Genomic DNA, 16,272 nt, shown 5'->3' with positions numbered 1-16,272 from the left:
CTGTGACTTTATCAGAGTACCTCGCTGCGGTAGAAAAGCACGAATAATCGACCAAAATGAGATCAAAACGACGAATTGTTTTTCGTCACCACCGCCACGATTTAGCGCACAATTTTTACATATTTCCAAGTGTGGCTAATACTTAAGTAACATCTTTTTGGTGGTACAAAAATGAAGAAACAACGTTACTCTTTAAGCATACATATCACCAACTTATTCTTGGTGGTCACATTCGCTATCGGTGCCGTACTGATTGGCATCAGCTATTACTATGCCCAAAAAATCTTAACCGGAACCGCGAAAGAACTGGCTTATGAAAATTCCAGTAAGTTGCAATCCACCTTTCGCCAAGAAACCAGTCCAATTCTGACCAGTTTGGATCTCATTGCGCTTCATCCATCGATTCGCGACCGTCGCCCTCCGCTTGATCAGCCGCATCTATTAGCGTCCATCAAACTCATTTTTGAGCGCAGCCCCTACCTCGCGTCGATGTTTTATTCCAATGAACATGGTGACATGATTTTATTTCGCTTAATAAGAAACGAACAAGATAGCGAAAAGTTTTCCGCGCCAACTGATACGGCGTTATTAGTGCATCACACTCAAGCTACCGGGCTGAGTGAATATTTTTACCTCAACAACGAACTTACATTAATTCAATCGAAGCGAGAGCTGGATAATCAATTTGACCCGCGGCAACGCCACTGGTTTAAAGAGGCCAAAAATGACGGCAAAATTCGCCTATCTCAGCCGTATTTATTCTATTTTCTCAAAGCGAATGGGGTCACCTTTTCTCGCCGCAGCGACAATGGCCAAGCGGTAATTGGCGCAGATTTCACTCTGCAATCACTTTCTGACCAAATCAGTGAAATTGGCCATTCCGATCACTCTAGGTTGGCGCTGTTTGACAACCAATTCCGTCTGCTCGCCCACCACCAAGCAGGCATTGATCGCGACAGTGATTCACAAGACCTCTATCAGGCATTGCAAAAAACGGTGTTCAAACCCGTTCTCAATCGCATCAGTAGCGAAACCTTGTACGAAAATTTGCAAGTCGACGGCGAGGAGTGGTCTGTCACCCTAACCCCCGTAAAATTGACCGATGGCGTTCAGTTGCTTCTCGCTGAAGCCACGCCTCAAAATACCCTGTTGGGTGATCTCAGAGAGATGAGAAATACACAAATAAGTTTTGCTATTGGCCTGTTGCTGCTGAGCTTTTTTGTCGTGTGGTGGGTCGCGCGCCGACTTGCCAAACCACTGATCAAAATGGTTGAACTGACAGGGAATATTGCGCGTTTCGACTTTAAGCGAACCCGCTATCCAAAAAGTGTCATTAAAGAGGTCGCGGACTTAACAGATTCAATTAAATTAATGGAACATACCCTCCATGGTCTACTCGGGCTACTGCGCGAAACGGCGGGCAATGATGACTTTAAGCAATTAGCCAAAACCATAGCCCATCAAAGTTATCTGGTGACCAAAGCAGAAACCATCATTTTATATACGTTGTCGACTAAGAAAAATGCGTTCTCGATTGCCGCCAATCACGCCATTATTCCCTTCAAAATTGATTTAGATGAACTGCTCAAGTCGACGGCTTGGCTGCTTACGGGATTGAAAAAAGGCGATATCATTCACCTTAATCGACACGATAATGCCCTGAAGAAATATCAAGATTGCCTCTACAACTCAGACATTTATCTCTTTCCGCTATTGAATAGAGAAAAACAACTCGTCGGCGTCCTTTTGATTGGTTATGAACGTAAGTTAACCAAACAACAAGCGGATAAGCATGCGTTTCTAAGTGAACTACTCAGCTTTGCCGAAATTGCCAAAGAAAATATTGACCGCATGCAGCAGCAAAAAGACGTATTAAACGCCTTTATCGAACTTATCGCCTCAGCCATCGATACCAAATCGCCATATACTGGAAGCCATTGCCAACGCATTCCGGTTTTAACCAATAAAATTACTCAAGCCGCGGATAACGATCAGCAATACTATCCCCATTTTTCAATGTCGCCTTCACAGTGGGAGGAGCTGCGCCTAGCGGCTTGGCTCCATGATTGCGGAAAGATCACGACCCCCGAATATGTGATTGATAAAGCAACCAAGCTTGAAACTATCTATGACCGAATTCATGAAGTCCGTATGCGTTTCGAACTGCTCAAAATGCAAGCTGAAAAAGATTATTGGCAACAGTTGGCGAAGGGCGGTGATACGCAACAATTGGACGCGATTCGAGTAAAAACTCAGCAAGCCCTTGATGAAGAATTTGCTTTTATTGCTCAATGTAACAAAGGAAGCGAAAAGCTCGATGACGAATCATTACTGCGACTACAGCAGATTGGTCAACGTCAATGGACAAGAACGCTCGATGACCAGCTAGGCATTTCTTGGGTTGAAAAGCAGCGGGCTGGAGAAAAGGCCCCTCTCCCAGTACAAGAAACACTGTTAAGCGACAAGGATGTGCATTTGATACCGTGGGATTATGATCGTTCAGAGATCGCCAAAGCCGACGAGTTTGTACTTAAGCCTGGCGACTACAAATACAACCGAGGCGAACTGTACAACCTATCGATTGCTGCAGGCACGCTCAACACCGAAGAGCGATTCATCATTAATGATCATATCATTCAGACGATTACTATGCTCAAGCGATTACCGTTTCCTGAGCACCTTAAACACATTCCTGAAATCGCAGGCAACCACCATGAGCGCATGGATGGAAAAGGCTATCCAAGAGGACTGAATGAGGAGCAACTGTCGATTCCCGCACGAGCGATGGCAATCGCCGATGTCTTTGAAGCACTGACCTCCAATGACAGGCCATACAAAAAAGCCAAAACCCTGGCCGAATCCATCGAAATCATGACCCATATGGCCACTTCTGGACATATCGACCCCAAGCTGTATTTACTGTTTTTGCAAACGAAAATTGACCAGAGCTACGGTCAGATTTACCTCACTGCGGAGCAATATACCTCTATCGACCGAGACGCCCATATTCAGCGCGTTAAAGCCTATATCCGTGCCCAATTTTAAACCAATAATGAGCCTCTAAAAGTAAAAAGGCTGCCATCGGCAGCCTTTTCGTTCTTGCGTTGTGCTTAGAACTGATATTTAACATTCAGCTCGACGCTGCGCTCTGCGCCATACCAACAGTTAGCGTTGTCATAACATGTATAAGATTCTTCATCGAACAAGTTATTGGCAATCAGATTAGCACTTGCGCCTGTCATTGAGTCACTGATTTCACCTAAGTCGTAACCGACGGATAGATCAACAATCGTGTATGAGGGAACTTTACCTTGCGTATTGGTTGCATCCATCTCCATTTCACCCACATAGCGAGCTCCGCCTCCGAGACGAGCACCGCGCAGCGGACCACTGGATAAATAGTAATTTGTCCATAAGTTGGCAGAATGGTGAGGAACATAAATCGGCGTTGTGCCTTGTAAACCATTTTCACTGTCTTTGGTGATTTCCATATCCGCATAGGTATAGCTGCCGTTGATATCCCAATCTTGGTTAACTAACCAACTGGCTTGAAACTCAACGCCCTGTGAACGCGCTTCTCCGACTTGAATATCATCTTGATAATTTGCCGATGATGGGTCAGTCACAACCATGTCACTTTTAATGATGCGGTACAGCGAGGCACTGGCTTGCAATGTATTGTCCTGAGATTGGTATTTCAAGCCCACCTCTACCTGCTCACCTTTTTCCGGCTCATAGTTGTTGCCAAACTGAGTTGTTCCCGGCTGAGGTTCAAAACTGGTCGCGTAACTAATGAACGGAGAGAAACCAGACTCAAGGTTATACAAGGCACCAACGCGGTAAGAAAATTCACTGTCGTTAGCATTCGTTGAGCTGGTTGCCCCCACATTAGCACTTTCTGATTCAAAACGATCCCATCGCCCACCAGCCATCAAGACTAAATCGCCAATGCGGATTTGGTCTTGGAAGTAGCCTCCAAGTTGCCATACTTTGATGTTGGTGGTTGAATCGTAAACTGAGGTTAATGAGCTTGCATCCAACATATCATTGTTAGGTGCAAACAGATTAAACTGATAAAACGCGCTGTTTGACGTGGCGTATTCTTGATAGTTCGAGCTGCCTTTTAACCTTTGGTAACTTAACCCAAATAACAAATTGTGCTGCCAGTTTCCCCACTCAACAACACCAGACAATTGGTTATCAATGGTGAAACCTTCAGACTCTTCTTCTGTAGAGTAAATATTTCGCGAAAGCGTGCCCGTTGACTGATCAAAATTGGCAGCCGTATGGTAGGTGTTGTGCTGGGTAAGCTCTGCATCCAAGTAGCGAGTGTTGGTTAGCCAAGTCCAATTGTCATTAAATTCATGGTTCACCTTAAAGCCTGCAAGCCAAAACTCCCGTTTAAATTGACTCCAATTAATATCCCCCGCATAAGTTGACGGCGACGTAGAACCATTTGGGTTGCTGTAAACCGTGCCTGACGCTGGGATTGCAGAGTTGATACCCATCGACGGGTCTTTTTGATAGTACAGGTTAAAATTCAGTAAGGTTTTGTCCGTCGCCTGCCAGTCCAAAGATGGCGCAAAAACATAACGCTCTTGTTCCATGCCATCGACTTGAGAGTCTTGCTTTCGCGCTAGAGCAATGACACGGTAGGCAAAGTCGCTATCCGCGATTTGCCCTGTGGTATCGATAGATGCTTCAGTGAGATTACGAGACCCCGTAGCGAAATTTACCTCTGTCGCCGCTTGCTGCTGCGGCGTTTTGGCAATCATGTTAATCATACCGCCCGGTGGCATCGCGCCATAAAGCACCGAGGTTGGCCCTTTAAACACTTCCACTTGCTGCAGTGCAATCGGGTCAATCTGTGGCTGTAGATTCCATCCCGATAAATACTGCAGGACTAATCCGTCGTAGTAACTTTGGTTAACCGAAAAGCCGCGAACGGTGAAGTTATCGTACATGGTCACCGAGCTGCCTTTGTTTTCACTCACTACGCCTGGCGCATAACGCAACGCTTGGTCAAGAGACTTCACTCCACGCTGCTGCAACAGGTCACCATCTAAAATCGTCACTCCCTGCGGCGTTTCTTCTGGTTCCAGAGCACTTTTCGTCGCGGTGTTACGATAAGTTTGCCCTAAGACAGTAATGGTTTCGCCCTCAGACTCGGTGGTTTCTGCAACAGAAGACGTCGACAATGCAGATAACAACGCTGCGGCTAGGGTGGAAAAGACAAATGGGTGGGAAATTTTCATAATCCTTTAAGCACCAAAAAGTTAAATAATAATAAATATCATTTGCATTGTACTTATTGAACTTAAAGAAAGTTAACATTTTGGTGCAAAATGGCAGAAATAGCGGCTATGAGCCTACTTTTTTTATGGGTAACCAATACTCCATGATTGCCATTGGCTGTTCTCCCTCATAATCCGGCGGATATTGTTCAATTTCAAAACCGTCGATACCTCGAAACTCAGAATTGGGTAGCCAGTGCAACATAAACCACAACAGTGTTTCTGGTAGCGCACTAATCTTGCCGCGGTGTTTAATCACGGCATAAGTTTGCGCAGGAACTGTAACCAACTGAAACGTTTCATGGGCGGTGGCTGGCAATGCATTGGGGCGTATCGACGCCCAATAGGTTAAACGCCCTGATTTGTCGGGATCCGTAGTGACATCAATCACGCCAAATTTTTCGGTCTCGCTCAGGTCAAACTGAGCCAGGATCTGATGCCATAGCTTAGGAACACGATGAGAAAAATTCGGCTTATCAGAAAATAACCCGCTGATGGGGGTAGACACACCATAAAAGTCACGTTGTTCTCGGCTCTCAACACGCACTTCAACAAACGGAGTATTTAAACCACAAGATGGCGACGATTCGACAACAATCATTGGCTTACGTAACCCCGTGCGCTGGCCAGCTTGCCGGTATGCTCGAGGGCTGACGCCAAACATCTGGCGAAATGCCCGGCTAAACGCTATCTCAGAACCAAACCCAAGTTCAAACGCAATATCGATACTGCGCTGTTTGCTATCTAATAGCCGTTCGGCCGCCGCACTTAATTTGAGTTCTCGAACATACTGTCCAACACTGATACCCAGTTCACTGTGAAAGACGCGCTGCAGCTGCCAGCGAGACCAACAGCTTTGCGCCGCTATGTCCTCTACAGACAGAGGCCTATCCATATGACGATGGATGAAATGCAAAACATGTCGAATACGGTCGGTTGCCGTCGTCATTGCGGTGGAACATTCAAAAGGCAAATTCAATGGTTAAGTCCAAGGTCAATCTAGTACGACCAGTTTCTCATACTCGCGTAGCGATGAAAATATGAACCCAGTTCATGAAAAGCTTTTCAGCAACCGCGCAAGTGCGTTGAATTCAAACGCCTGATGCGATATATCTTGTGGTCTTAGCAATGTCCTACATCAATTTATCGTTAGTTTGTATTGGACATTATTATAATTTTTTCGAATTTATAGATAACGGCTCGATAAGGTAAGTTGATTCACGACATTATTTGAACGATCACTCTCTCAATAGTTGATGTGAATCAAATTGTGATAGACAATGTGACCCTGTATTGAGACTCGACTCTATTGCCGAATCAGGGATGTTGGCCTTGTCTATTAGACAAATAGGTGAGACCTATTATCCATTTATATGTGACGCTGCTACCGTTTGGGTCTATCTCACAGTAGTGTACCGAAAGGTCAAACTGTAGCAGTCGATAAGTACCTCGTTCTTAAAGGAAAGATGATGGTAATACCAGAAAACAGCAGCATCGTTATTTTTGGTGCTTCCGGTGACTTAACCTACCGAAAGTTGATCCCAGCTTTGTACCACCTCTATGCAAGTAACCAGCTCCCTAAGTCATTTGCTATTCTGGGCGTAAGCCGCACCGAGTACAGTGACGAGTCATACCGAGAAAAACTTAAAACCTCGTTGCAAGAGATGGAAAAAACCGAGCCAGAAACGCTCGATGCCTTCATTAATCATTTGCATTATCAAGCCCTCAACACGTCAGACACTAAAGAGTACTCAAAACTCTCTGATCGTTTAGAACAGCTCGGCAAAGAATATCACTTTACTGACCGCAACATGCTGTTCTACCTTGCAACGCCACCGAGTCTGTACAGCATTATTCCTGCTAGTCTTGCAGCCGAAGGCTTGAACACCGAAGATGACGGTTGGAAACGCCTGATCATCGAAAAACCGTTCGGTTACGATTTGGCCTCAGCCAAACAACTCGATAAAGACATTCACGAACACTTCCTTGAACATCAAATTTATCGTATTGACCATTACCTAGGTAAAGAAACGGTTCAAAACCTCTTGGTCCTTCGCTTCTCTAACGCGATGTTTGAGCCGCTATGGAACCGCAACTACATCTCTTATGTTGAGATCACTGGTGCGGAATTCTTGGGTGTTGAAGGGCGCGGAGGTTACTACGATAACTCCGGTGCCGTGCGTGATATGTTCCAAAACCACTTGCTACAAGTGCTTGCTATGGTTGCGATGGAGCCGCCGGCACAGATCAATGCTGACTCGATGCGTGATGAAGTCATCAAAGTATTGCAGTGCTTGAAACCGCTTGAAGAAAACGACCTTCGTAACAACTTGGTGATGGGTCAATACACCGAATCTGATGTCCGCGGCGAATTCCTACCAAGCTATCGTGATGAGCAGGGTGTCGCGGAAGACTCTCGTACTGAAACGTATGTCGGCCTTAAAGCCTTTATCAACAACTGGCGTTGGAACGGTGTGCCGTTCTACGTTCGTACGGGTAAACGTCTACCAACGCGTGTCACCGAAGTGGTTATTCACTTTAAAGAAACACCGCATCCAGTATTTGGTCAAAATGCGCCAGAAAACAAATTGATCATCCGTATTCAGCCTGATGAAGGCATTCAAGTCAGTTTTGGCCTCAAAGAGCCTGGTGCAGGCTTTAATGCGAAAGAAGTCAAAATGGACTTCCACTACAACTCGCTGAAAGAAACACAGATGTTGACCGCCTATGAGCGTCTACTTCTGGATTCGCTTAATGGCGACGCAACACTATTTGCTCGCAGTGACGCCGTAGAAGCTTGCTGGCAATACGTTCAACCGATTCTCGATTTTAAACAAGATCCTCAATCTTTGTTTGGGTATGCTTGTGGTACTTGGGGACCAAAAGAGTCAGACCAACTTTTAGAACGTGATGGCCGCGAATGGCGCTTCCCGTGTAAAAACTTAACAGATACGGATTACTGTGAACTATGATCAACCATAAGATTTACCAAACACCAGAGCAAGTTGTCGAAAGCCTAGCAAACGACATGAAAGCCTACAGCGAACAAGGAAAAACGATCCATATTTCTTTGTCTGGCGGCAGTACGCCTAAGATGCTATTTCAACGTTTAGCCAGTGAAGACTTTGCTACTGCAATCAGCTGGGGAAACCTACACTTCTGGTGGGGTGACGAGCGTTGTGTCGCACCTGATGATGCAGAAAGCAACTACGGTGAAGCAAACACTCTGCTGTTTAGTAAAGTCGACATTCCGGCTGGCAATATTCACCGTATTTTAGGTGAAAACGACCCGCAACAAGAAGCGGAGCGCTTTGCGAAAGAGATGACCGACGTTATCCCTTGTGAAAATGGCACGCCCGTATTTGATTGGATTTTACTCGGCGTTGGCGCCGATGGTCATACAGCCTCTTTATTCCCAGGCAAAACCGACTATCAAGATCCAAATTTATCGCTTGTCGCGTCTCATCCGGAGTCTGGTCAATTGCGTGTATCAAAAACCGCTAAAGTACTTGAAGCGGCAAAACGCATTAGTTATCTCGTTCTTGGTGCTGGAAAAGCCGAGATCGTTTACGAAATTAATACCACCCCAGCGGAAGCGCTGCCCTACCCAGCGGCAAAAGTTCAGTCGACAACGGGTTTAACAGAGTGGTACTTGGATTCACACGCAGCAAGTAAGATTGCCTAAGAGAATTAATGGAGAACAACATAATGAAAGGTGATATCGGTGTTATTGGCCTCGCAGTAATGGGCCAAAACCTTATCCTAAACATGAACGACCACGGTTTTAAAGTGGTTGCTCACAACCGTACCGCTGCGAAAGTAGATGAGTTTCTTGAAGGTCCAGCAAAAGACACCAACATTGTCGGTGCTTACTCGCTAGAAGAATTAGTTGAGAAACTAGAAAAGCCACGTAAAGTGATGCTCATGGTACGTGCTGGTGCGGTTGTTGATACCTTCATTGACAATCTAACCCCGCTTCTAGAAGAAGGCGATATCATCATTGATGGTGGTAACACCAACTACCCTGATACTAACCGCCGTGTGGCTGCTTTGCGTGAGAAAGGCATTCACTTTATCGGTACGGGTGTCTCTGGTGGTGAAGAAGGTGCTCGTTTTGGACCTTCTATCATGCCTGGCGGCGCACCTGAAGCGTGGGAAGCCGTGAAGCCAATCTTCCAAGGCATCTCTGCAAAAACAGATGCTGGCGAGCCTTGCTGTGACTGGGTAGGTAAAGATGGCGCTGGCCACTTCGTGAAAATGGTGCATAACGGCATCGAATACGGTGACATGCAGCTTATCACTGAAGCATATCAATTCATGAAAGATGGTTTAGGTATGTCTGCAGAAGAGATGCAAGCCGTGTTCAAAGATTGGAATGAAACTGAACTTAACAGTTACCTAATCGAAATCACAGCGGACATCCTTGGCTACAAAGATGAAGACGGTGAACCTCTGGTTGAGAAAATCCTTGATACCGCAGGTCAAAAAGGCACCGGTAAATGGACAGGCATCAACGCTCTTGACCTTGGTATTCCACTGACACTGATTTCTGAGTCGGTTTTCTCTCGCTGCCTATCTGCGCTTAAAGACCAACGTGTTGAAGCGGAAAAACTGTTTGGCAAAACCATCGCACCTGTTGAAGGTGACAAACAGCAATGGGTTGATGCCCTTCGCCAAGCGCTTCTTGCTTCAAAAATCATCTCTTACGCACAAGGCTTTATGCTAATGCGCGAAGCCTCAGAAGAGAACGGCTGGGATCTTAACTACGGTAACGTTGCACTTATGTGGCGTGGCGGCTGTATCATCCGTTCTGCATTCCTTGGCAATATCCGCGATGCTTATGAGAAGAATGGTGACTTAGCGTTCCTCGGTAGCGATGACTACTTCAAAGGTATCCTATCAAACAGCCTAGCGGCATGGCGTAAAGTGGCGGCTAAATCACTTGAAGCCGGTATTCCAATGCCTTGTACTACGTCAGCGTTGACCTTCCTAGATGGCTACACAACGGCTCGTCTTCCAGCTAACTTACTGCAAGCGCAACGTGACTACTTCGGTGCTCACACTTATGAGCGTCTTGACCGTGAGCGTGGTGAGTTCTTCCACACAAACTGGACAGGAACCGGTGGTAACACTGCATCAACAACTTACGACGTATAATTGTTGAACATGACTAAATTTAAGGGCGCTCATTGAGCGCCCTTTTTGTTTGCCCATATCTCACTCTTGAACCTGTCTTCACCACCAAATAGCCGCTAGCCTAATTCATTATTTCCCTCTTGGTTTCACTAGGTGCTCAATCCGCATCAAAGGATGTCATCATGAATAACGACTCTTCAAAAAATCCACTTTTCACTCCAATTCAGCTCGGAGATTTACATTTAAAAAACCGTATTGTCATGCCGCCAATGACCCGTTCACGCGCTACTCAGCCAGGCGATATTGCCAACGATATGATGGCCAAGTATTACGCTCAGCGAGCATCCGCTGGGCTTATTGTTAGTGAAGGCACACAAATTTCGCCACTTGGAAAAGGTTATGCGTGGACACCAGGCATCTACAGCCCCGAACAGCTCATTGGATGGAAAAAAGTCACCGATGCCGTCCATGCACAGCATGGCGTCATTTTTGCCCAACTGTGGCATGTCGGCCGCGTCACTCATTACGATAACATTGGCGGCGAGCAACCCATCTCCTCCTCGGCTCTTAAAGCCCAAGGAGTGAAAGTGTTTGTCGATAATGGCAGTGATGAACCGGGATTTGTTGATGTTGTCGAGCCAAAAGCGATGACACAACACGATATCAATGTGGTTATTGAGCAGTATCATCAAGCGGCACTTAACGCCCTTGAAGCCGGGTTTGATGGGGTTGAACTTCATGCCGCCAATGGGTATTTAGTCAACCAGTTTATTGACTCACAATCGAATCAGCGCGAAGACCAATATGGCGGTAGCCTAGAAAACCGCCTACGATTTTTAGATCAAGTGGTGGCAACCTTGGTTAAGGCCGTTGGTAAAGCGCGCGTGGGTGTTAGATTAGCCCCATTAACCACACTGAACGGCACTGTCGATGATAAACCGCAGGAAACCTATACCGCTGCTGCGAAGTTGCTCAACCAACATGATATCGCCTACCTACATATTGCAGAAGTGGATTGGGATGATGCGCCAGAAACACCGCTCGAATTTAAACGGGCGCTTCGAGACGCATTTCATAACGTGCTGATCTACGCAGGCCGTTATACAGCGCAAACCGCTTGCCAAGCCATTGATGATGGTCTCGCGGATATGATTGGTTTTGGGCGCCCTTTTGTGGCCAATCCTGACTTACCAGAACGCCTTTTACATGGCTATCCACTGGCAATACATCAGCCTGAAACCTTGTTTGGTGGCGATGAGCACGGGTTGACGGATTACCCCACATATCAGCCTGAATAATAGGATAATGACCATTGGCACGATTCGCCGTGACGTCATCTCATTAAAAAGGGAGCTTTCGCTCCCTTTAGATTATTCATTACCGCGTTTATTGAACTTTAAAACGCGAGACCACCGAAGATAGCCCCTCAGAGGTGTCTTTCAACTCGCTACTCACACTAATGGTTTGTGATGCGTTGGCGTTCAACTGACGGATGATTTCCTGAATAGCAGACATATTACGGCTGACTTCTTCCGTCACCGTGCGCTGCTCATGGGCAGAGGTCGCCATCAGAGAGTTTAAGTCGTTGATTTCCGATACGGATTCAGTCACCACATTCAGCGAATCCATCACTTTGTTGGTATGCTCTGCGGTGCTTTCACAACGTTCACGTGTTGAGGTCATATCCGATACGACGTTTTCAGCGGTTAAGCGCAGCTTATCAATAATATCGTTAATCTGTGAGGTGCTTTGCTGAGTGCGCGCGGCTAAGGCGCGAACTTCATCGGCCACCACAGCAAAACCTCGGCCTTGCTCGCCTGCTCGCGCTGCTTCAATCGCTGCATTGAGCGCCAACAAGTTGGTTTGCTCGGCAATTTCGCCAATCACTTGGAGTACAGAGCCAATTTCCTGAGTATCACGGTTCATTTCACCAATCGTACCAGACATCGCAACCACTTGGTCCACCAAGGCATTCACACTATTTACCGCATCGGTTACCGTTTGCTTAGACTCTTCAGCATTACGATTCGTGGTTTCAGTTAAGGTTGCGGCGTCACCAGCACTCTGCTCAACCGAGTTTGCTGAGGCACTCAACTCTTCAATGGCCGTAATCGCTTGCTCAGTTTCTAGCGTATGCTGCTCAAGCGTTTTAGAGTTTGACTGAGATTGGCTGTTAAGATCCTGTATCGCATTGTCGATCTCTTTTGATGACTCAGAAACTTCAATGAACATCGCTTGCAGTTTTTCAATAAACAAGTTGATGGAATTAGAAATCTGGCCAATTTCATCTCGGCTATCCACCGCTAAACGTTGCGTGAGGTCTCCTTGCCCTTGAGAAAGCTCGCCCACCAGCGAGTTCAGTCGAGCCAGCGGCTTAAAGGCGATGTGCAATAGCGCCACACTAATACCAATGACCAATACGGCACAGACGAGTAATGCAAGCGTGATCTTCCAGTTAATGGTATCCGTATTGCTTTGAATACTGTCTCGGTCAATGTAACCAGTCAGTGACCAATTCTGCCCGGCAAACTCCATTTCCCGCTCAATAGGGATAAGGTGATCACCGTGCTTATTGGAGAAAATGACCTTATCTCCCGCCACGAGTTCAGCATAACTTCCCTCAAGCGCATAATCATTAATGATGGTAATCAAGTCGGCTAAATCAAGGACGAAAAAGTCCACTGACTCATCAATACGCTTCACAGAAATGGTCACCAACTCTTTACCGTCCACTTCTTTCACGGGGCTAACGACCATCTCATCGCCGTGATTTTCCGCCTGCTGAACATAGGGTTCAGCCAGAGCATCATCCATGGCACCGGTTTCATCGAAAGCATAACCATTGAAGATTTTAACGACTTTGTAGAAACCTGAATTCGCTTGAGTATCCGCCACGTCCATCATGCTGAAATTTAAACTGCTCGCCAGTGACAATTTACCATCCAGCTCGGTTTGCAATTTATTGTGTAGCAGGTTGATGTTATGGGTAATACTTTTGGAATCTGATTGATAAATGTAGTTGCTAATGAAGTGATTAACACTGAAATACGAGACGAGAATAGTAATGAAAATAATCGCGACAATAAGTGACAACAGCTTGTTTTTGAAGGACAAATTGGCCATACACTTTACATCCTTAAAAGTGACTAAAAATAACACCGCCAAATGGCTGTGTTAGAAAATGAAAGACAACATTGTTATTTTTACAGTGCTCAATAGTAAGGCGGTACTAGTTCGGTTTCAATTAAAACCAAACCAAAGTTTTATTATATTTATAAAATATTGAGCAACACGTCGATTTTTACGTGTCACATAGACTGGCGCATAAGCAACCATCATCACTCACCTTGGCGATATCGACAACGGCCTGATTTGTGGTTAGAGTTTTACTCTAGGTTTAACCAACGAGAATGCTTTACTATGAATTCAGTTATTGACACTATCTTAGCTCATCGCTCTATTCGCAAATTTACTGACCAACCGATTGAAACAACGCAATTAAATGCCATTTTACAATCAGGGATTGCCGCGTCTTCATCGTCCTTACTTCAGGTCGTGAGTGTTATTCGTGTCACCGATACTGAAAAACGTCAGGCACTTGCTCAATATGCAGGGAATCAGAAATATGTCGAAACGGCTGCGGAGTTTCTGGTTTTTTGTATCGATTATCAACGTCACTATCAGATGAACCCACAGGTGAAACCTGATTATGCCGAACTGACACTCATTGGTGCTGCGGATGCAGGCATTATGGCGCAAAATTGTCTTCTGGCCGCAGAATCACTTGGCTTGGGAGGTGTCTACATCGGTGGGTTACGTAACTGCGCCAAAGAAGTTGATGAATTATTAGGTCTTCCGGAGTACAGCGCCGTGCTGTTTGGTATGTGCTTAGGTCACCCAGACCAAACGCCTGAACTGAAACCGCGACTCCCGGCCGAGGTGATTGTGCATGAAAACCAGTACCAGCCATTACAAACAGAACGCATCGCTGAGTACGATGCTAAGATGCATGACTATTATGCCAACCGTTCAAGCAACCAAAAGCAGAGCTCTTGGTCAGAGGAAGTGACCACTAAATTAGCGGGTGAATCTCGCCCACATATTCTTGGCTACTTGAACAGCAAAGGATTAAACAAACGATAAACCGCACCAAAAAGGGAGCCCTCTTGGCTCCCTTGTTTAATCTCCCTCAGTGGCCAGCACTTCCTGCGCGATCTGTTTCCAATCTTCAAGTTCACTTCTCACATGCGCAGTTTGGTCTGGTGTCATGCTGCGAATCATCGCGACCATATATTTCTCGGTCACCGTTTGATTAAACGCATTTTTCTGTTTTAGGGTATCGGAAAAAAACGATTCTGGATGGAGTAATAGCGTTTCAAACTGACGACTAAAGAAATCATGATCGCTGCGTTTTGCCAGTAACGTTTTGAGTTCTATTCGCATATTGGTTTGCTGGTCAATCCAATCTGGTGTGGTCACAATCAATGCATCTTGCCACTCACTCAATAATACTTGCTGGGATCGAGTTAAATCACCGAGCCAATCTTCGAGGTTTTCTTGTGCACGTTCACGATATACGTCTCGCAGCTCTTGCTCAGTCAAATCCTGATATTTATTTTTAAATTCAGCATGCTGAGTACGAATTGCGCTCATCAAGTCACTCACCTGCTCGTCACTCATCGCGGCCGTTAATGCTTCAATATCAGGCTCTGCTTTACGTAGCAAACGTTGAGTATGTTGGGTCATTTTACGGCGTTGATACTGAAATTGCTGCGCGGTAAATGTGGTGGGATCGACCGCCATTAATTCATCGATATGTGCAATATAGCGTGGGATTTCCGATGACTTATGCCAAGTGCTCAAGTGTGCAACACTACGGCTGACCATCTCCTCTTGTTGATCGGTTAACTCAACAAAGTCTTCAATATAATCAATCAAAAACCAGTCAATATTGCGGTAGATAAATTGGGTACTACAACCGACTAATACACTGCAAACTAATATCAAGCCTAAACATTTTTTCATCATTGCTTCCAATCCATCCCACGTCGTGCGCTCTCAATACTCATCAATCACATCATATTCCACCAGTATGATGATGGTTGCGACCAAAACAAGATGCGAATGTTGTCTGTTTTCACACCACTTCACAAAACCACCAGCCGATAACGCTTTCTTTATCATCGTTAATAGACTGATACGTGATTGACCGCTAAGCCGATGAGTTAGAGTGATTAAAAAGGATAATTTTAATTTTAGACATTTTACTAACGGCATTTTTGTTGAAAATTAAAATAGCCGCTCGCTCCTGTCTTTTGAATGACGTTACTTAAAGTTCTCTGACTTAAGCAAATGAATTGTCAGGAATTCCATGTAACAACCTAGAATAACTTTCACATCCGTTGACTGACCTCTCACTTCGATTTGGTTAGAGTAGAACTTCACGTTAACCAATGAGGAGAAAGTTATGAAAAAGACGATTCTAGTCGCTAGCGCTTCCGTTTTGGCCCTAAGCACATCAGTCTTTGCCGCGCCACTGACTCAGCACACAGCAACAACGTTCCAATCCAACGCTTTCTCAGATCAAGGGCAAGCCAAACGCGCCGGGGAACAAATCAAAAATAAATTTGCCAATATGTCTTCTCAAGAGCTTCGCGATGAGCTGCCGATTCTGGCAGAGCCGCAGTCAGTGGACGAAGACAGCATTGAAATCAACGATATGAATATTCAAGTCAAAGAAGTCGCGCTGAGCAATAATGATGTGCAATATCGAGCGATAGTTGATGTCGATTACAACTACACTTATAACCGTGGAGGTCAAGAAGGCTAAACATAGGCTCCT

11 protein-coding genes are annotated in these 16,272 nt (G+C 45.6%); 7 read left to right on the top strand and 4 right to left on the bottom strand.

Features of this window, described 5'->3' with window-relative positions; all coding sequences use genetic code 11:
• Window positions 1-171: 171 nt before the first annotated feature.
• A complete protein-coding gene (locus tag ACFFUV_RS12695) occupies window positions 172-3,045 on the top strand; it encodes an HD domain-containing phosphohydrolase (RefSeq protein ID WP_390193214.1) in 2,874 nt (957 codons plus the stop codon).
• A 65-nt stretch (window positions 3,046-3,110) separates the two neighbouring features.
• Here ACFFUV_RS12695 and ACFFUV_RS12690 read toward each other — a convergent pair whose 3' ends face one another.
• Window positions 3,111-5,255: a TonB-dependent siderophore receptor gene (locus ACFFUV_RS12690; RefSeq protein ID WP_390193212.1), complete on the bottom strand. Its 2,145-nt coding sequence runs from the start codon at window positions 5,253-5,255 to the stop codon at window positions 3,111-3,113.
• 106 nt (window positions 5,256-5,361) lie between these two features.
• A complete protein-coding gene (locus ACFFUV_RS12685) occupies window positions 5,362-6,243 on the bottom strand; it encodes a helix-turn-helix domain-containing protein (RefSeq protein ID WP_390193209.1) in 882 nt (293 codons plus the stop codon).
• Window positions 6,244-6,763: 520 nt separating this feature from the next.
• Here ACFFUV_RS12685 and zwf point away from each other — a divergent pair.
• From zwf to ACFFUV_RS12665, 4 genes are all read left to right on the top strand, one after another.
• Window positions 6,764-8,266 carry a glucose-6-phosphate dehydrogenase gene (gene zwf, locus ACFFUV_RS12680; protein WP_390193329.1) on the top strand — a complete coding sequence of 501 codons (1,503 nt, stop codon included), beginning with the start codon at window positions 6,764-6,766 and terminating at the stop codon, window positions 8,264-8,266.
• Entirely contained in the window at window positions 8,263-8,979 is a 717-nt protein-coding gene (gene pgl / locus ACFFUV_RS12675; protein WP_390193206.1) for a 6-phosphogluconolactonase, read from the top strand. The genes zwf and pgl overlap by 4 nt, the downstream gene beginning before the upstream one ends.
• Before the next feature lie 23 nt (window positions 8,980-9,002).
• Window positions 9,003-10,451: a decarboxylating NADP(+)-dependent phosphogluconate dehydrogenase gene (gene gnd / locus ACFFUV_RS12670; RefSeq protein ID WP_390193327.1), complete on the top strand. Its 1,449-nt coding sequence runs from the start codon at window positions 9,003-9,005 to the stop codon at window positions 10,449-10,451.
• Window positions 10,452-10,612: 161 nt separating this feature from the next.
• The gene (locus tag ACFFUV_RS12665; protein WP_390193204.1) at window positions 10,613-11,728 is read left to right on the top strand and encodes an alkene reductase; all 1,116 of its coding nucleotides are present in this window, start codon (window positions 10,613-10,615) and stop codon (window positions 11,726-11,728) included.
• A gap of 88 nt (window positions 11,729-11,816) precedes the next feature.
• On the opposite strand, the gene ACFFUV_RS12660 is transcribed toward ACFFUV_RS12665, so the two are convergent.
• Complete coding sequence (locus tag ACFFUV_RS12660) at window positions 11,817-13,553, bottom strand: methyl-accepting chemotaxis protein (protein ID WP_390193201.1); 1,737 nt, start codon at window positions 13,551-13,553, stop codon at window positions 11,817-11,819.
• Window positions 13,554-13,850: 297 nt separating this feature from the next.
• Here ACFFUV_RS12660 and nfsA point away from each other — a divergent pair, with 297 nt between their 5' ends.
• Window positions 13,851-14,573, top strand: a complete 723-nt coding sequence (gene nfsA, locus ACFFUV_RS12655) for an oxygen-insensitive NADPH nitroreductase (RefSeq protein ID WP_390193199.1) — start codon at window positions 13,851-13,853, stop codon at window positions 14,571-14,573.
• 36 nt (window positions 14,574-14,609) lie between these two features.
• Here nfsA and ACFFUV_RS12650 read toward each other — a convergent pair whose 3' ends face one another.
• The gene (locus ACFFUV_RS12650; protein WP_390193197.1) at window positions 14,610-15,458 is read right to left on the bottom strand and encodes a DUF6279 family lipoprotein; all 849 of its coding nucleotides are present in this window, start codon (window positions 15,456-15,458) and stop codon (window positions 14,610-14,612) included.
• Between the two features lie 439 nt (window positions 15,459-15,897).
• Here ACFFUV_RS12650 and ACFFUV_RS12645 point away from each other — a divergent pair, with 439 nt between their 5' ends.
• On the top strand, window positions 15,898-16,260 hold the full coding sequence (locus ACFFUV_RS12645; protein ID WP_390193195.1) for a DUF3316 domain-containing protein: 363 nt from the start codon (window positions 15,898-15,900) through the stop codon (window positions 16,258-16,260).
• Window positions 16,261-16,272 lie beyond the last annotated feature (12 nt).

This window comes from Vibrio olivae, assembly GCF_042428525.1.
GTDB lineage: Bacteria > Pseudomonadota > Gammaproteobacteria > Enterobacterales > Vibrionaceae > Vibrio > Vibrio olivae.
Note: the sequence above shows the minus strand (reverse complement) of the source record. Positions and strands in the feature narration are given on the sequence as shown.